At 48.6% G+C, this 17,646-nt stretch carries 19 protein-coding genes; 10 read left to right on the top strand and 9 right to left on the bottom strand.

What is annotated here, in order from left to right; genetic code table 11:
- Nucleotides 1-242: 242 nt before the first annotated feature.
- Complete coding sequence (locus A0G03_RS19700; RefSeq protein WP_048259666.1) at nt 243-1,337, bottom strand: NADH:flavin oxidoreductase/NADH oxidase; 1,095 nt, start codon at nt 1,335-1,337, stop codon at nt 243-245.
- Between the two features lie 216 nt (nt 1,338-1,553).
- On the opposite strand from A0G03_RS19700, the gene trhO reads away from it, so the two are divergent.
- The gene (gene trhO, locus A0G03_RS19695; RefSeq protein ID WP_048259668.1) at nt 1,554-2,621 is read left to right on the top strand and encodes an oxygen-dependent tRNA uridine(34) hydroxylase TrhO; all 1,068 of its coding nucleotides are present in this window, start codon (nt 1,554-1,556) and stop codon (nt 2,619-2,621) included.
- Nucleotides 2,622-2,696: 75 nt separating this feature from the next.
- Here trhO and A0G03_RS19690 read toward each other — a convergent pair whose 3' ends face one another.
- The 6 genes from A0G03_RS19690 to pyrC form a co-directional block, all read right to left on the bottom strand.
- Nucleotides 2,697-3,272, bottom strand: coding sequence for a YceI family protein (locus tag A0G03_RS19690; protein ID WP_101749539.1), 576 nt, complete (start codon nt 3,270-3,272; stop codon nt 2,697-2,699).
- A gap of 28 nt (nt 3,273-3,300) precedes the next feature.
- Nucleotides 3,301-3,855, bottom strand: a complete 555-nt coding sequence (locus tag A0G03_RS19685; protein WP_048259672.1) for a cytochrome b — start codon at nt 3,853-3,855, stop codon at nt 3,301-3,303.
- 455 nt (nt 3,856-4,310) lie between these two features.
- Nucleotides 4,311-4,565 (bottom strand): biofilm formation regulator BssS, encoded by a 255-nt coding sequence (bssS, locus tag A0G03_RS19680; protein ID WP_005970542.1) that lies wholly within the window; start codon nt 4,563-4,565, stop codon nt 4,311-4,313.
- A gap of 239 nt (nt 4,566-4,804) precedes the next feature.
- Entirely contained in the window at nt 4,805-5,062 is a 258-nt protein-coding gene (locus A0G03_RS19675; RefSeq protein WP_048259673.1) for a hypothetical protein, read from the bottom strand.
- A gap of 88 nt (nt 5,063-5,150) precedes the next feature.
- Entirely contained in the window at nt 5,151-5,390 is a 240-nt protein-coding gene (gene dinI, locus A0G03_RS19670) for a DNA damage-inducible protein I (RefSeq protein ID WP_048259675.1), read from the bottom strand.
- 106 nt (nt 5,391-5,496) lie between these two features.
- Complete coding sequence (gene pyrC / locus A0G03_RS19665) at nt 5,497-6,540, bottom strand: dihydroorotase (protein ID WP_048259679.1); 1,044 nt, start codon at nt 6,538-6,540, stop codon at nt 5,497-5,499.
- Nucleotides 6,541-6,724: 184 nt separating this feature from the next.
- Here pyrC and A0G03_RS19660 point away from each other — a divergent pair, with 184 nt between their 5' ends.
- Complete coding sequence (locus tag A0G03_RS19660) at nt 6,725-7,012, top strand: putative quinol monooxygenase (RefSeq protein ID WP_048259680.1); 288 nt, start codon at nt 6,725-6,727, stop codon at nt 7,010-7,012.
- Between the two features lie 62 nt (nt 7,013-7,074).
- Here A0G03_RS19660 and rne read toward each other — a convergent pair whose 3' ends face one another.
- The gene (gene rne / locus A0G03_RS19655; protein ID WP_048259682.1) at nt 7,075-10,449 is read right to left on the bottom strand and encodes a ribonuclease E; all 3,375 of its coding nucleotides are present in this window, start codon (nt 10,447-10,449) and stop codon (nt 7,075-7,077) included.
- Between the two features lie 590 nt (nt 10,450-11,039).
- Between rne and rluC the strand changes: the two genes are divergently transcribed.
- Nucleotides 11,040-11,996 (top strand): 23S rRNA pseudouridine(955/2504/2580) synthase RluC, encoded by a 957-nt coding sequence (rluC, locus tag A0G03_RS19650; RefSeq protein ID WP_048259683.1) that lies wholly within the window; start codon nt 11,040-11,042, stop codon nt 11,994-11,996.
- Between the two features lie 63 nt (nt 11,997-12,059).
- Here the strand turns inward: rluC and A0G03_RS19645 are convergent, their stop codons facing one another.
- On the bottom strand, nt 12,060-12,644 hold the full coding sequence (locus A0G03_RS19645) for a Maf family protein (RefSeq protein WP_048259685.1): 585 nt from the start codon (nt 12,642-12,644) through the stop codon (nt 12,060-12,062).
- A gap of 140 nt (nt 12,645-12,784) precedes the next feature.
- Here A0G03_RS19645 and yceD point away from each other — a divergent pair, with 140 nt between their 5' ends.
- The 7 genes from yceD (at nt 12,785) to acpP (ending at nt 17,616) form a co-directional block, all read left to right on the top strand.
- A complete protein-coding gene (yceD, locus tag A0G03_RS19640; RefSeq protein WP_048259686.1) occupies nt 12,785-13,306 on the top strand; it encodes a 23S rRNA accumulation protein YceD in 522 nt (173 codons plus the stop codon).
- Between the two features lie 16 nt (nt 13,307-13,322).
- Nucleotides 13,323-13,493, top strand: coding sequence for a 50S ribosomal protein L32 (gene rpmF, locus A0G03_RS19635; RefSeq protein ID WP_011093369.1), 171 nt, complete (start codon nt 13,323-13,325; stop codon nt 13,491-13,493).
- Nucleotides 13,494-13,522: 29 nt separating this feature from the next.
- Nucleotides 13,523-14,569, top strand: coding sequence for a phosphate acyltransferase PlsX (gene plsX, locus A0G03_RS19630; protein ID WP_048259687.1), 1,047 nt, complete (start codon nt 13,523-13,525; stop codon nt 14,567-14,569).
- A 6-nt stretch (nt 14,570-14,575) separates the two neighbouring features.
- A complete protein-coding gene (locus tag A0G03_RS19625; RefSeq protein WP_048259688.1) occupies nt 14,576-15,529 on the top strand; it encodes a beta-ketoacyl-ACP synthase III in 954 nt (317 codons plus the stop codon).
- 17 nt (nt 15,530-15,546) lie between these two features.
- Nucleotides 15,547-16,476, top strand: coding sequence for an ACP S-malonyltransferase (gene fabD, locus A0G03_RS19620; protein WP_048259689.1), 930 nt, complete (start codon nt 15,547-15,549; stop codon nt 16,474-16,476).
- A 14-nt stretch (nt 16,477-16,490) separates the two neighbouring features.
- Nucleotides 16,491-17,225 carry a 3-oxoacyl-ACP reductase FabG gene (fabG, locus tag A0G03_RS19615; RefSeq protein ID WP_011093373.1) on the top strand — a complete coding sequence of 245 codons (735 nt, stop codon included), beginning with the start codon at nt 16,491-16,493 and terminating at the stop codon, nt 17,223-17,225.
- A gap of 154 nt (nt 17,226-17,379) precedes the next feature.
- On the top strand, nt 17,380-17,616 hold the full coding sequence (gene acpP / locus A0G03_RS19610) for an acyl carrier protein (protein WP_005970506.1): 237 nt from the start codon (nt 17,380-17,382) through the stop codon (nt 17,614-17,616).
- Nucleotides 17,617-17,646: the final 30 nt, after the last annotated feature.

The following is a 17,646-nucleotide window of genomic DNA, read 5'->3' as shown; positions in this document are numbered from 1 at the left end:
TATCAACATTTTGGTGCTGGTCAGCATGCGAACCGTTAAAAAGAATCGAGTTAGTGGTTAACTGCAAGATAGATTATTGCGTGCTTTACCAATAAAACAAATTATTGTCATCTTATTGACTGATTTTTATGCAAAAAACGGCCTTAATCGTATCATCCCCAAAAAATGAGTTTTGACCTTTGGTGGCATACAGTGTGGCTGTGTGGGGAAGAGGCGACCCTGATAGGATCGCCTGTCTATCGCTATTGCTTGAAAATACCTCTGGCGTAACGTGGCTCGCTGCGCCAGTACTGAGCGGGGGCCGATACCTGAGCACTTAGTCTGGCGGCGGCATGCCATGGCCAGCGTGGGTCGAAAAGAATAGCACGAGCCAGCCCAATAGCATCTGCCTCACCCGTTGCAACGATCGCTTCTGCCTGTTCTGGTTCGGTTATCAGCCCTACGGCGATGGTGGTGATACCAACTTCTTGTGTAATTCGCTGTGCATAGGGCACCTGATAATTTGGTGCAGGATGAATCTGCTGTAATGGTGATAGCCCGCCGCTGGAAACATGAATAAAATCGCAGCCTAATTCGTGCAATGTCTTACTGAGTTGCACCGACTGCTCCAGATCCCAACCTCCCTCAACACCATCTGTCGCAGAAATGCGTACGCCGACGGCTTTATCTGCAGGAAACACTTCACGTATTGCGCGATAAATTTCAACGACCAGACGCATCCGATTTTGAAGCGAACCACCATAGTTATCCGTGCGCTGATTTGTCAGTGGAGAAAGAAACTGGTGCAGTAAATAGCCATGAGCAGCATGAATTTCTATCAGGTCAAAACCCAGACGATCTGCACGTTTAGCTGAGTCGACGAACGCATCAATTAGCGTACGAATGTGCTGTTCTGACATTGCTAGTGGCTCGGCATCGCTGGCGTTGTACGGAACCGCTGATGGCGCGAGAGTCTGCCATCCTCCCTGTTCCGGGCGCAGAAATGCCCGCCCGCTCCACGGAACGCCCGTCGAGGCTTTACGACCGGCGTGCCCCAGCTGTATGCCAAGCGGCATGGCAGAATAGGTTTTGACGGATTGAATCACCCTGGCAAGGGCTTGTTCGGTTGTGTCATCCCACAGGCCAAGATCGTGTGGGGAAATCCTGCCTTCTGGTGAGACCGCCGTGGCCTCGATAATGAGCAGTCCTGCTCCTGAATGTGACAGGCTGCCTAAGTGCATAGTATGCCAGGCTGTTGCCTTGCCGTCCTCAGCCGAGTATTGGCACATTGGCGCGATAATGATTCGGTTGGGCAGTTCGAGTTTACCAAGAGATATGGGGGAGAAAAGCTGACTCATAATGACAGATCCTTCGATGATGATACTTCATTAAAGCGAAAGTGAATCCCTGAAGCCACCTGTTTACGGTAGATCACTCTTTATCGTTTCGCTATGCATTTCATGCCCTGACAGCTTCTGCGCTATCAGGTATGATGCCGAGCGTTTCAATGTGTCGGGCGATGGCCCGGCAATGAACGTCACACGCTAACCTCAATGAAGACAGGAACGTACACCATGCCAGTGTTACATAACCGAGTTTCCAATGAGGAACTGAAGGCGCGTATGCTTGCGGAAACCGAGCCGCGTACCACAGTTTCCTTCTATAAATATTTTACGATTGACGATCCAAAAGCATTTCGCGATCGCCTGTATGTTCAGCTTGAGCAATATAAGGTCTTCGGGCGTATTTATATTGCAGCTGAAGGGATTAACGCCCAAATCAGCGTACCCAATAATCAATTCGATGCCTTTAAAGCTGGGTTGTTCAGTGCGCATCCTGCACTCGATCAGATTCGCTTAAATATCGCTCTGGAAGATGACGGAAAATCGTTCTGGGTATTGCGTATGAAAGTACGTGAACGGATTGTTGCCGATGGCATTGATGATCCTACGTTTAATCCAGCGAATGTTGGACACTATCTGAAGGCCGATCAGGTTAATGCGATGGCCGACGATCCTGATACCGTATTCGTCGATATGCGCAACCACTACGAATATGAAGTCGGACATTTCGAAAATGCACTGGAAGTGCCGTCGGATACCTTTCGTGAGCAGTTGCCGATGGCTGTGGATATGCTTGATGATGTGCGTGATAAAAATATTGTGATGTACTGTACCGGTGGCATTCGCTGCGAGAAGGCCAGTGCCTACATGTTGCATCATGGCTTTAAAAATGTGTATCACGTAGAGGGCGGTATTATTGAATATGCGCGCCAGGCCAAAGCACAAGGGCTACCGCTGAAGTTTATCGGCAAGAATTTCGTGTTTGATGAACGGATGGGTGAACGTATCTCTGATGACGTTATCGCGCATTGCCATCAGTGTGGTGCTTCGTGTGATAGTCACACGAACTGCCGTAATGAAGGTTGCCATCTTCTATTTATCCAATGTCCGAGCTGTGCCGCAAAATACGAAGGTTGTTGCAGCACGCAGTGTCAGGATGAAATAAAATTGCCGTTAGAAGAACAAAGAGCAATACGCAGTGGGCGTGAAAATGGAATGAAGATCTTCAATAAATCCAAAGGATTATTGCAGTCAACGTTACATATTCCGGCACCTGTAGCGAAAGACAACGCGAAATAACTCACTGCCACTCGTCAATATAAAAAGCCCTTTCCAAAGGAAAGGGCTTTTTGCTGCTAATGACATTACGGAAGCTTATTTCTGGCGAACGCCTTCAACGGCAATAATCAGTTCTACATCCTGTGAAGCGGGACCCAAATCGGTCGTAATGTCGAAATCTTTCAGCTTGATTGTCCCTTCGGCCTGAAATCCTGCGCGATAGTTACCCCATGGGTCATCGCCCTGACCGATGAGTTTGGCATCCAACTTAACAGGCTTGGTCACGCCATTTAAGGTCAAATTACCGGTAATATCGTAATCCTCGCCGTCTTTCTTCACTTCCGTTGAGGTAAACGTTGCCTGCGGATGCTTGGACACGTTTAAAAATTCTGCACTGCGAAGGTGCTTGTCACGTTCAGCGTGATTAGTGTCAACGCTGTTGGTGTTGATAGTGACATTCACTTTATCCGATGATGGATTTTTCTCATCAAAGGCAAAAGTGCCGTCGAAATCGTTAAAGCTGCCGTAAAGCCAGCTGTAGCCGAGGTGTTTAATGCGGAATTCAATAAACGCGTGCTGGCCTTCTTTATCGAACTTGTACTCTGCCGCCAGTGCAGAACCGGCAGAAGCAAGCATGGATATTGCCGTCAGGCTCAGTAGTGTTTTCTTCAGCATTGATTTTCTCCATAAATCCAGAAAGTTAAGGAACGTTGCGACCCAACATCCGTTTCAACGTGTTATCACCATCGATAAAGTGGTGTTTTAATGCGGCTAAACCGTGCAGTGCTGATAAGGCAACCACCGCCCATGCAAGATAAAGATGCACGTCGCCTGCTATATCGGCCTGATCCGTCAAGCCGCTGACAATGGCCGGAATAGAAAACCAGCCAAAAACTGAGATTGAATGCCCTTCCGCAGTGGAAATGAGATATCCACTAATGAGAATGGCGAAAAGAATGACATAAAGTGCAATATGCGCCAGCGTCGCGCTGACGCGGGTCAATGTGGAGTAACTTTTCAACGGAGGTGGCGGCGGAGAGATAAAACGCCATACCACGCGGAAGATAATGATGGCAAAGAGCAGCACACCAATGGCTCTGTGGATCTCTGGGGCACGGTGGTACCAGATGTTGTAGTACCCTAATGTGACCATCCACAGTCCTAAAGCAAACATGCCATAAACAGTCAACGCTGCAATCCAATGCAAAAGAATGCTGATATGGCCATAACGGGAAGAGGTATTACGCCAAAGCATAGTGATAGTTCCTTAATCAGATCGGTAACGTGGTCAATCCGGAAAAAAATTTAACAGGAAGAAACATAAAAGCAATATAAACTTCCAAATTGCAACATTATCATAAACATGAGCAGATTTTTTGAATTTAAATTCATAATTTATTCAATTTGGTTATGGAAGTTCTTTAATTGAAATAGATATTTCTGATACTTGTTTTCAGGTGGAAGATAAATAAATACGATAACGAAATAAATTAAAGGAATGGGAAATGCTCTATTAGTTGAATAACTATCTAGTGGGTGATTATTGGTATAAAGGAAGGTGACTTGGTTTAATTGATTCGCGGGTATAAAAAGAAATGAGAATAGACCTAAAATAACAACACCGCCGATAGGGCGGTGTTGTTACTAAAGCAAATGTCATTAAAGCAAATCATTGGGTATTGAATATAATATTAATAACGTTATCAATTACTAATGTTTTCGATAATCACTGACGTCACAGTCTGTTGATTCGATTTTCGCAATGCCAGCTTCAAGTATGTGTATCAACTGCCTTGCTACATCGGTTGTTAGCCACAGCGTACGGTCTACATGTGCTTCATCTGGTGCTTGATCCGAGGTGGATAAGTAGTGTAAACGGATCATCATGGCGTCATAACTGTCAACGGTGCTGATGTCCCAACCTACAAGAGGATGTGTCTGAATAACTTCATTTTTTCTATCCATAAATACCCCTTATTGACTAGTTACTAACATGAGTGACTAACGAGGCTTCAGGTGGCTCATTATTTTAAACGAGCATTATGAGTATACTGTGGCTTATTTAATTTATGGGAAATATTTTCAATTTTTCGAAAAAAACATTACACAGGCGGGTATGTTGAAGGGATAAACGATGTATCAGATAAAATATCGGGACGAATAGGCCTTCATCCCGAAGGTACTCTTATAGGTGCAGTAGAACATTATTCCGGAGCCGGCCCTGCGTTTTTCTCTAATGCGGCAGCAAGTCGGGCAAGGTATTTCTTCATCGCGGGATCCCGATTCTCATTTTGAGATTCCAATGTCAGATTGTGAATCATCAGTGTGTTTGCTTTCTCATCGAGGCAGAATGCCAGGGATGAAAAGGCAAGTTCCAGAGCATCGATCTTGCGTTGTTGCTCGCCAATTAGCTCCAGCAACTCCCCGAATGTCATTGCCTCTTCTGGTTTTTCTACCGTCATCACAGATATCCTCGGTCATAGCACATGGCGAAATGCCGCTTGTAACTGCCATTACAGCCTATATCTTCGTTATCTTTCAAGCTTTAGATTACTCTGCTGTAAACCAGTCATCGGCACTTTCCCACGTTTCCTGCAAAATTTCAGAGATACGATCTTTGTCATCTTTACCCGCTCCCATCACCGTCAGGTTATTTGCGGATGCATAACGAACCTGAATGGGCGTATCGGGATAAATTTTGTGAATACGTTTTTCCAGCTCATGCCTGAGCGCTTCGATGGCACCGGCGGGTAAAGGCGCTGTCTTTGCAAGAGTGATTTCTACGCGCATGCTGACCTCCAATTTTTTAACTGTTTATTTATACAGTTATTAAAGAAGAAGAACAAGATGCATAATAAAATTTAGCCCATCGGCATAATGCAAATGGGCTTGTCGATTAACGAACTGACCAGTTGAGGCTTTGTCCGGCAAGGAAGGGGATGAGTGACTCGTCGCCGAGCGAGATTTCTTCAGGGAACGTGACTGTTTCACGATGAAGCTCAATCCAGCTGTCGTTCACTGGCAGGCCATAAAACTGTGGGCCATTCAGGGAGCAGAATGCTTCGAGTTTATCGAGTGCGTTCATTTCTTCAAAAACGGTGGCGTAGGTACTTAATGCAGCCTGAGCATTGAACACGCCAGCACAGCCACAGCTGGATTCTTTCCTGTGTTTGGCATGCGGCGCGGAATCTGTACCGAGGAAAAGTCGGTCGCAGCCGCTGGCGACGGCTTCACGCAACGCTTGTTGATGTGTGTTGCGTTTTAAGATCGGTAGACAATACAAGTGAGGGCGAACGCCACCGACGAGCATATGATTACGATTAAACATCAAGTGCTGGGGAGTGATGGTTGCAGCGAGATAAGCATTGCCTGCAACAACATATTCCGCTGCTTCTTTCGTCGTAATGTGTTCGAGAACGACCTTCAGTTCAGGGAAATCCTGGCGTAAAGGTTCCAGAATAGTTTCGATAAAGCGAGCTTCCCGATCGAAAATATCAATAGCAGGATCGGTGACTTCACCGTGAATGAGTAACGGCATACCCATTTTTTGCATTTTCTCCAGAATCCCGGAGATATTGGAGACGCTGGTTACGCCATGGCTGGAGTTCGTTGTGGCATTGGCTGGATAGAGTTTGGCAGCGGTAAAGACGCCTTGCTCAAAGCCACTTACGATTTCATTGGCATCTAAGGCATCTGTCAGGTAACACGTCATCAGAGGATGGAAGTCATCGCCTTGCGGGACAGCGGCTAAAATACGCTGACGATACGCGATAGCGCTGGCTACGCTGGTAATCGGTGGCGTCAGGTTCGGCATAACAATCGCACGGCCAAAGAAACGGCTGGTATAGGGTAGAACGGTTTCCAGCATCCGATCGTCACGCAGATGAATGTGCCAATCGTCAGGGCGACGGATTTTAAGAATAGTAGGCTGTGCGGTCATGGAATTGCGCTCCGGCGGTCAGTAGAAAAACATCGTCTTTCGGTTGGTTTTGGGACTGATACGGCGGGGAATGAGGATAAGCGTAAAGCCATTTGAATGCATCAGTTTGTTGATGAATGCTTGAAATTAAGCGCAGATTGGCATCTGATAGCATTATCTTTTCATTGATAAATAAGGGATGTATATGGAAATTCGTATTGTCGCCACTATTCAGGCAAAGGTAGAGTTCATCGCTGATGTTACCGCAACGCTAAAACGTGTGGTATCACCTAGCCGACAGGAAGCGGGCAATGTGCAATATGATCTGCATGAAGTCGTGGATAAACTCGGTTCGTTTGTGTTCTTCGAACGCTGGAAGGATCGTGATGCTCTGACATTACATGAGCAGAGTGTGCACTTTAAAAGTTTTCTGGCCGAACTGGATGGCAAAACGGACAGTGTAGATATCAAACTATTGAATTTTTTAGGTTAGCAAAAGATTGTACGTAAAAAAATACCCGCCAATTGGCGGGTATTTGTCTATAAAAGTCAGTATTACTCGTTAATTGGCGTAGGCTTGGTTGCTGGCGCAGTTGACTGGTTAACTGCGGAATGACCGCCTGCCGAGCCTTTTCCTGAGAACGGATAGGCTGGACGGACCCAATCACTGTGTCGAGCAGGCTCAACGTTGTATGCCGGAGCCGGAGCTTTAGTCATTGGTGCCGTTGCATGGAGCTTATAGCTAGGCTGTTCAATAACACCAACAACAGCCGCTGGTTTTGCTACGCTCGATACAGGCTCTTCCACAACCGGCTGTGCGCTGGTAGCGACTACTGGCTCATCCTGAACGATTTGTGGCTGGCTGATTTCCTGTACTGCGGAAATCACCGGGGTAGAAACCGGTTCTGCCACATCGGCTGTCTCGGTCGTGTCAGCGATGTCATCTGTCGGTTTTTCTTCAGCAACAGCAGTCTCAACAGCAACAGTAGCTTCAACGGTCTGTGCGTTTTCAGTTACCTGTGTCGAAGCCGTATCATCAACCTCAACAGCTTTTGCTTCTTCAACCGCACTCACGGTAATTGCAGCGATGGCATCATCGATCGCTGTGTTCTCGGTGATGGGCTCAACGACAGTGTCTTCGTCAGCAGCACTCACTTCGACATCCGCTACATTGCTGTCCTGAACGACGTCCGCAGATTGTGCTGTTGCTGTTACAACAGCATCTTCATGAACGACTGCTTCAGTAATCGCAACGTTTTCAATCGCGTTGGATTCAGCGGTATCGGCTTGTGCCGTCAGGGCAACGTCGACAACGGCTGGTAACAGCGGTGTTTCGATAGCCGCTATGTTCTCTTCCTGCTGTTGGGTTTCAGCCAGCTGTGGCTGTGCGACAGGGTAGCTGACCCACACTTTCCCTGATGCCATCTCCGGTGACGCAGCGGCAAATTCCAACTGCATCGGCGACTGGGATGGGTAACGCTCATCACGATAGCGACGACGGCGCTGGCCGCTGACGCGCAGGTGGCGAGGTGAACGACGTGAGCGACGTGGCATACCGCCATTTTCGCCATTGGCACGATTTGCATCGTTTTGGTCGTTATCGCTCTCGTTATGGTCTACCGCAACATCGCTTGGTTTGACGTAAGCTTGAGCCAGTTCAGGTGCTTCAGCAACCGGTGCCGTGTTCTCAGAGAGGGTGACCTGCTGAGCTTCAGACTGGACACGAACTTTCTGCGTTAACTGACGGCGTTGGCGACGTTGCATAACCTGAGTCGGTTTATCCTGCTCGGCTGCATTGTCATCTGACTCATCAACAGTTGGCTGAATTTTTTCCTCTGTCGGAGCTTGGCGGCGCTCGTCCTGACGACGACGCTGACGTTCAGCACGTGGTTCACGGCGCGGCTGTTCTTCTGAACCGGCTTTCTCCACATTTTCCGCAACGCGAGTTTCAGCAACCGTTTCGTCGTTTTGTCGCTTATTACGGCGCTGATCATCACGCTGTTCACGATTGTCACGATTGTCACGATTGTCACGATTGTCACGATTGTCACGATTGTCACGATTGTCACGAGAGCCACGGTCACGGCGATTATTACTTTGACGGCGTGAATTCCGACGGTCAGAGCGTTGGCCTTCAGTAGATTTCTCTTCTTCGGCTTTCTTCTCGTCAACGTTATCCGCTGCTTTTGCGGTTGGTTCAGAAGTAAAGACGCCTTTTAACGCACTGAAGAAACGGCTAATGAGACCTGGTTGAGCTTCTTCTGCGGCTTTTGCTACAGCAGGAGTCGCTTTGGCAGTCGGTGGCGTGGTTTCCTCTGGCATTTCAACCATGCTGAACGTTGCTAAAGCTGGTTGCTCAGGCTGTTTACGTTCGATGGTTTGCTCGTCTTGCAACTGCTGCGTTTCCGTTTCCAAACGCTGAGGCAACAAATAGCTGAGCGTCGGCTTTTCTTCGCCTTTACGGACACGAACCACGGAGTAGTGCGGTGTTTGCATTCCGTCATGTGGCACGATGATGGCGCGTACACCACCCTGACGTGTCTCAATGGCGTTAACGGCATCACGCTTCTCGTTCAGCAGATAGGATGCAATCTGGACTGGAACAATAGCGTGAACTTCTTTGGTGTTTTCTTTCAGCGCTTCTTCTTCAATCAGACGAAGAATGGACAGCGAAAGTGATTCATTGTCACGAATCGTGCCTGTCCCAGTACAGCGAGGACAAACATGATGGCTGGATTCGCCCAGTGAAGGACTCAGACGCTGACGTGACATTTCCAGCAGACCAAAGCGGGAGATCCGACCGATCTGAATACGAGCACGATCTTGGCGTACTGAATCGCGCAGGCGGTTTTCAACTTCACGCTGGTGACGAACTGGGGTCATATCGATGAAGTCGATGACGATCAGGCCACCGAGGTCACGCAGGCGTAATTGGCGAGCAATTTCGTCAGCGGCTTCAAGGTTGGTGTTAAACGCCGTTTCTTCAATATCACCACCGCGTGTTGCGCGGGCGGAGTTGATATCAATGGCCGTCAACGCTTCGGTCGTATCGATAACGATAGAGCCGCCGGACGGCAGGCGAACTTCACGTTGGAAAGCCGATTCAATCTGCGATTCGATCTGATAGTGGCTGAAAAGCGGGATTTCACCACTATACAATTTGATTTTACTGCTGAAATCGGGGCGGCCCAGCGCAGAAATGTGTTCTTTCGCCAGGTCGAGAATTTTTGGATTGTCGATCAGAATCTCGCCAATATCTGGGCGCAGATAATCACGGAAAGCACGGACGATCACGTTACTTTCCTGATGAATCAGGAACGGTGCCTGGCGACCTTCAGCGGCTTTTTTGATCGCGTCCCAGTGTTTCAGACGGAAAGCCAGATCCCATTGCAGTGCTTCAGCGGATTTACCCACACCCGCCGTACGAACAATGAGTCCCATGCCATCAGGCAGCTGTAACGATCCCAGCGCTTCTTTGAGCTCAGTACGATCGTCACCTTCGATCCGGCGTGAAATACCGCCTGCGCGAGGGTTATTCGGCATTAAGACCAGATAGCTACCAGCGAGGCTGATAAACGTGGTCAGCGCTGCGCCTTTGTTGCCACGCTCTTCTTTGTCTACCTGAACAATAACTTCCTGACCTTCACGTAACACGTCTTTAATGTTAGGACGACCATGGGAAGCATAGTTGTTGGGGAAGTATTCGCGGGCGATTTCTTTAAGAGGGAGGAAACCGTGCCTTTCAGCGCCGTAATCAACAAAAGCCGCTTCAAGACTGGGTTCGATACGAGTGATTTTACCTTTGTAGATATTTGCTTTCTTCTGCTCATGACCTGGACTTTCTATATCCAAATCATACAGCCGTTGACCATCAACCAAGGCAACACGCAACTCTTCCTGCTGAGTTGCGTTAATTAACATTCTTTTCATCTTCAACTTACTCGTTATTTTTACTTGCATTATTGATAGAGCTGCGGACAAAAGAACCGCATGACCGGAGTGAACCGATGGCCTCGTGGCTTATCGCAGGGACGTCAACCTCCCGGTTGTCGCCTGCATAGAGACGCATGTTTCGGTAGCCTGTGTTTCCTGATGGAAAACAGCGCATTTACTGAGGGAACAGCTTCTGAATAATGTCGCCAGATCTGATTCCATTTGCCGGCCAAGCTGCAATCCGCAGCCCGCTAACTGCTTGATTTCACATTACGTCTTACGCCATTGCTGCGTGTGTGCGTCATCAGGCAAACTTAATAACTTCGCAATTTCCCCTTGTTTATCGGAAATCCGCGTGGGAAACGCAAAAGCATTATTCCACTGCCGATACCGTTATAGCAAGATGACTTTGCCTGTCTGTATAAAGATAGTTCTGTTGTTATCACCAAACGGACGGGGTTTGATGCTACAGCGCACTCACCCGTTACTCATCCGATAGTGCAACAATATCTTCATAAGTCAGACACACAGTTAAGCACAGAAAAAGAAGTGGCGCTATCGGGTTGCTCTAATTAGAATCGCGCATCATGAAAACAGATAATCCTTCAGTACAATTTGTGACGATCTCCGCAGATGAAGCGGGGCAACGTATCGATAATTTTTTGCATACCTACTTAAAGGGTGTGCCTAAAAGCATGGTTTACCGAATCTTGCGAAAAGGTGAGGTAAGGATAAATAAGAAACGGGTCAAGCCGGAGTATAAATTACTCGACGGTGATGTTATCCGTATTCCGCCGGTTCGACAGGCAGAACGCGATGAAACACCTGTTTCTGCCAGTCTTGGCAAAGTAGCAGCGCTGGCCGAATGTATTATTTATGAAGATGACTACCTGTTGGTGCTGAATAAGCCTTCAGGCACTGCGGTGCACGGCGGCAGTGGTCTAAGCTTCGGCGTGATTGAAGGGCTGCGCGCTTTACGCCCGGAAGCGCGTTTTTTGGAGCTAGTACACCGCCTTGATCGCGATACTTCTGGTGTTTTGCTGGTAGCCAAAAAACGTTCGGCGTTGCGTTCTCTGCATGAACAGCTGCGGTTGAAAGGTATGCAAAAAGACTATCTGGCGCTGGTTCGCGGCCAGTGGCAGTCCCACTGCAAGGTCGTTCAGGCGCCGCTGTTGAAAAATATCCTGCAAAGCGGTGAACGCATCGTACGGGTAAACAGCGAAGGTAAACCGTCAGAAACACGTTTTAAGATAGAAGAACGTTTTGAACACGCGACGCTGGTGAGGGCAAGCCCTGTTACCGGACGTACACATCAAATTCGTGTGCACGCCCAGTATGCCGGACATCCGATCGCGTTTGATGACCGTTACGGCGATCGTGAGTTCGATCAGCAACTGACAGGTACGGGTTTAAAGCGTCTATTTCTGCATGCACAGGCGCTGCGTTTTGAGCACCCAAATACTGGCGAGACGTTGAGAGTCGAAGCGCCGTTGGATGATAAGTTACGCCGCTGCCTACAGGTTTTGCGTAAGACAAAGATTTAACGACTCATATCGTGCATGTTTTATCTATCGGGATAGCGCTCCATCGAGCTATCCCGATTCATTTCACACCGTCAATGGGTTCAGGCCTTCCTTTTGCAGCATCTGCGTCAGCGCGATCAGTGGCAATCCAATCAATGTATTAGGATCTCGCCCAGATAACCGTTCAAAAAGGGTAATGCCCAATCCTTCGCTTTTAAAACTCCCTGCGCAGTTCCATGGTTGTTCTTTCTCCAGATAGCCGTCGATTTCTGCTTCCGTTAGTGTGCGAAAATGCACATCAAAGGGTTCTGCGATGCTCTGCATTGACTGAGTTGCGCTATTAAACAGTGCTAAACCGGTAAAGAAGGAAACGCATTTTCCGCTGGCCTGCTGTAATTGCCGTGTTGCGTTAATCTTATTATGCGGTTTTCCCGTAATGGAATTCCCCAATACGCACACTTGATCGGAACCAATAATCAAATGATTGGGGTAGTGTGCGGCTAACGCTCGCGCTTTACTTTCAGCAAGGCGGATCACGAGATCGATGGCATCTTCGCCAGCGCGAGGGGTTTCATCGATGTCTGGCGACGCGCAGACAAAGGGTACTGTCAGCTTTTCCAATAAGGCTTGGCGGTAAGGTGAGGTTGAGGCAAGAACGATCTGCTGCATAATTTTTTGATAAACCGTAGCGTAATGATGAAAGGCATTTTAAACTATGCGCCGCTCTGGAAGCGAATATTGGTGAAAGGCGGTGCATCACTGCCTTTTTCTTTGACTCTATGTCGTTACGACGTTAATATGCGCGCCCTATGCAAAAGGTAAAATTACCCCTAACCCTTGATGCGGTCCGCACTGCTCAGAAGCGTTTAGATTACGTTGGTGTCTATTCGGCTGAACAAGTAGAGCGTGTTGCCGAGTCAGTGGTGAGTGTGGATAGTGATGTTCAGGCCTCTTTATCTTTCAATATTGATAATCAGCGTCTGGCGGTGATTGACGGTAACGCTGACGTTACGGTCACACTGATGTGTCAGCGTTGCGGGAAGCCGTTTGAACATCAAGTCCATGCGACATTCTGTTTCAGCCCGGTCGTCAATGATGAGCAGGCCGAAGCGTTACCGGAAGCGTATGAGCCGATCGGCGTTAGTGAGTTTGGCGAAGTCGATCTGCTGGCAATGATTGAAGATGAAATTATTCTGATGTTGCCTATCGCCCCGGTGCATGATTCTGAACACTGTGAAGTGTCCGAAGCGGACATGGTTTTTGGTCAACTGCCTGCAGAGGCGGAAAAACCAAATCCATTTGCCGTATTAGCCAGTTTAAAGCGTAAGTAATTAAGGAGTAAGGTCCATGGCCGTACAACAAAACAAACCTAGCCGTTCCAAACGTGGTATGCGTCGTTCACATGATGCGCTGACTACCTCTTCTGTATCCGTAGATAAAGTTTCTGGCGAAACTCACCTGCGTCACCACATCACTGCGGATGGTTACTACCGCGGTCGCAAGGTTATTGCTAAGTAATTCTTGCGAATTATTTGCAAGGCAATACCTTGACACGCCTAACTCTGGCGTTAGATGCGATGGGCGGGGATTTTGGTCCCTGCGTAACAGTGCCTGCTGCATTGCAGGCACTGGCTTCTAATCCAGCTCTCAATTTGTTATTAGTCGGCGATCCTGCTGCGATCACTCCATTACTTGCCAAAGTCGATTCTGATTTACTCTCCCGCTTAGAAGTTGTTCCGGCGGAGTCGGTTATTGCTAGTGATGCGAGGCCATCGCAGGCTATTCGTGCGAGCCGTGGTACCTCAATGCGCATCGCGCTTGAGTTGATTAAAGACGGTAGGGCACAGGCCTGCGTGAGCGCGGGCAATACAGGGGCACTCATGGGGCTGGCCAAGCTCCTGATTAAGCCACTGGACGGAATTGAGCGACCGGCGTTGGTGTCAGTATTACCTCACCAGCAACACGGAAAAACAGTCGTGTTGGATCTGGGAGCGAATGTTGACTGTGATAGTACGATGCTGGTCCAGTTTGCCGTGATGGGATCTGTGATGGCAGAAGAAGTGCTGGGACTGACTAATCCTCGGGTCGCGTTGTTGAATATCGGTGAAGAAGAAAGCAAAGGGCTGAGCACTATCCGTGAAGCATCGGCACAGCTAAAAGAGGCACCATCAATAAATTATATCGGTTACCTGGAAGGCAACGATCTGCTGACGGGGAAAACGGATGTGATGGTCTGTGACGGCTTTGTGGGTAATGTCACACTGAAAACAGTGGAAGGCGTGGTAAGGATGTTCCTGTCACTCCTGAAGTCTCCGGCTTTAGGCCCAGAGCAAAAACAAAAGCGGTCTTGGTGGTTGAAATGGCTGGGGCGTTTGTTACAAAAACGCTTATCAAAGCGTTTCGGTCATTTGAATCCCGATCAATATAATGGCGCATGCCTGCTAGGATTACGGGGAACTGTAATCAAAAGCCATGGTGCAGCAAACCAGAGAGCGTTTGCGGTTGCTATTGAACAGGCAATGCAGACGGTACGGCGGCAGCTTCCCGAGCGGATTGCCGCTCGTCTAGAAGCGGTATTACCCAAGAGTGACTAAGCGTACATGTATACAAAAATAATCGGAACGGGCAGCTACCTGCCTGAAGAAATCAGGACAAACGCTGATTTAGAAAAGATGGTGGAAACGACGGACGAATGGATCGTCACACGTACTGGAATCCGTGAGCGCCGTATTGCTGCGCCGAATGAAAACGTTGCGACCATGGGATACCGTGCCGCGCAGAAAGCGCTGGAAATGGCGAATGTCGATGCTTCTGAGGTCGGCCTTCTTATCGTTGCTACAACATCATCAAGTCATGCTTTCCCTAGCTCAGCCTGTCAGGTTCAGCAGTTATTAGGGATCAAAGATACCATTGCTTTCGATCTGGCCGCGGCCTGTGCAGGTTTTACCTATGCGCTGAGCGTTGCCGATCAATACGTTAAAAGTGGTGCGGTGAAATACGCACTGGTGATCGGTTCCGACGCATTGTCTCGTACATTGGATCCTGAAGATCGCGGTACGCTGATTCTTTTTGGTGACGGCGCTGGTGCCGTGTTGTTAACAACATCAGAGCAACCGGGTATTCTTTCCACTCATCTGCATGCCGATGGCCGCTATGGCGATTTGCTGACGTTGCCACATCAGGATCGTAACCACAAGGATACGCCTGCTTACCTGACGATGGCAGGTAATGAAGTCTTCAAAGTGGCAGTGACTGAACTGGCACACATTGTTGAAGAAACGCTGCAAGCGGCTCAACTGGACAAAAGTGAATTAGACTGGCTGGTGCCTCATCAGGCTAACCTGCGCATCATCAGTGCCACGGCGAAAAAGCTGGGTATGGGGATGGACAAGGTGGTTGTGACGCTCGATCGTCATGGTAATACCTCCGCCGCTTCCGTACCTTCAGCGCTTGATGAAGCCGTGCGCGATGGGCGTATTAAACCAGGGCAGCTAGTGCTGCTTGAAGCCTTCGGTGGCGGCTTTACCTGGGGTTCCGCGCTGGTTCGTTTTTAATTAAACAGGATTGTGATATGACGCAATTTGCAATGGTGTTTCCCGGTCAGGGATCGCAGACGGTAGGAATGTTGGCTGAACTTGCGGCAGAACACCCGATCGTCACCGAAACGTTTGCTCAGGCTTCTGAAGTGTTAGGTTATGACTTGTGGCAGCTTACCCAGCAAGGGCCTGCTGAAGAGTTGAATAAAACCTGGCAGACACAGCCTGCATTACTGACCGCTTCTGTTGCTATCTGGCGTGCCTGGCAGCAGCAGGGAGGAAAAACGCCTGCGTTGATGTCTGGCCATAGCCTCGGTGAGTATTCTGCGCTGGTTTGCGCGGGTGTTCTGGATTTCCAACAGGCTGTTCGTCTGGTTGAATTGCGTGGCAAACTGATGCAAGAAGCGGTGCCGGAAGGCACTGGCGCTATGTATGCCATTATCGGCCTTGATAACGATGCGATTGCCAAGGCGTGTGAAGAATCCGCTCAGGGGCAGGTGGTATCGCCGGTAAACTTCAACTCACCGGGTCAGGTCGTGATTGCAGGTAATAAAGACGCCGTTGAGCGTGCTGGTGCTGCGTGTAAAGCGGCAGGTGCGAAGCGCGCGCTGCCGTTGCCTGTCAGCGTTCCGTCACACTGCGCGTTGATGGAACCCGCTGCGAAGAAGCTTGCTGTGGCGCTGGAATCCGTGACCTTTAATTCTCCGGTCATCCCAGTGGTAAATAATGTTGATGCAAGCATCGAAACCACACCAGAAGCCATTCGTGATGCATTGGTACGCCAACTTTATTGCCCAGTGCGCTGGACTGACTGTGTTGCATTCATGGCTTCTCAGGGCGTTGAATCACTGTTAGAAGTCGGGCCGGGTAAAGTATTGACTGGCTTAACCAAACGAATCGTCGATACTCTGACAGCAGCAGCGGTGAACGATCCTGCTTCTCTATCAGCGGCGATTGAGAAATAAGAACGGAGAAGACAATGAGTTTTGAAGGGAAAATTGCACTGGTTACCGGTGCAAGCCGTGGTATAGGGCGTGCCATCGCCGAGACGTTGGTTGCCCGCGGGGCAAAAGTCATTGGTACCGCAACCAGCGAAAAAGGTGCTGAAGCTATCAGCAGTTGGCTGGGTGAGAACGGTAAAGGTTATATGCTGAATGTTGCTGATGCAGCGTCAGTAGAAAGCGTGTTAGCCGAAATTCGCGCGGAATTCGGGGAAATTGATATTCTTATCAATAACGCCGGTATCACCCGTGATAACCTGCTGATGCGTATGAAAGATGATGAATGGCACGATATTCTGGATACCAATTTGACCTCGGTATTCCGTATGTCTAAAGCGGTTATGCGTGCCATGATGAAGAAACGTTTTGGCCGTATCATTACCATCGGTTCCGTTGTGGGAACGATGGGCAATGCAGGACAAGCTAACTACGCTGCAGCGAAGGCGGGGCTGATTGGGTTCAGCAAATCCCTCGCGCGTGAAGTAGCTTCTCGTGGTATTACGGTTAACGTGGTCGCGCCTGGTTTTATCGAAACAGATATGACTCAGGCATTGACAGAAGAACAGCGAGCAGGCATTTTGACGTCGGTTCCAGCTAACCGACTCGGTGATGCTAAAGAAATCGCCAGTGCTGTTGTATTTTTAGCCTCTGATGAAGCTGCTTACATTACTGGCGAAACATTGCATGTCAACGGCGGCATGTATATGATCTAAAAAGCTCGAAAACTATTTGCTTTATTTGCGGTGATAACCGCAAAATAGCACAAAATCGTGGTTCGACCAGCCGAGATTTTGTTGCATCTTTTCAAACATTTTATACACTACGAAAACCATCGCGAAAGCGAGTTTTGATAGGAAATTTAAGAGTATGAGCACTATCGAAGAACGCGTTAAGAAAATCATCGTTGAACAGCTTGGTGTTAAGCAGGAAGAAGTCGTAAACAATGCTTCTTTCGTTGATGACCTCGGCGCTGATTCTCTTGACACTGTTGAGCTGGTAATGGCTCTGGAAGAAGAATTTGATACTGAGATTCCAGACGAAGAAGCTGAAAAAATCACGACTGTTCAAGCAGCCATTGATTTCATTCAGGCTAACCAGCAGTAAGCGAACATATCTAGGCGGTCATTCGACCGC

It is taken from the genome of Pectobacterium peruviense (assembly GCF_002847345.1).
In the GTDB taxonomy this organism is placed as follows: Bacteria; Pseudomonadota; Gammaproteobacteria; order Enterobacterales; family Enterobacteriaceae; genus Pectobacterium; species Pectobacterium peruviense.
This window is presented reverse-complemented; position numbering and strand designations above follow the sequence as displayed.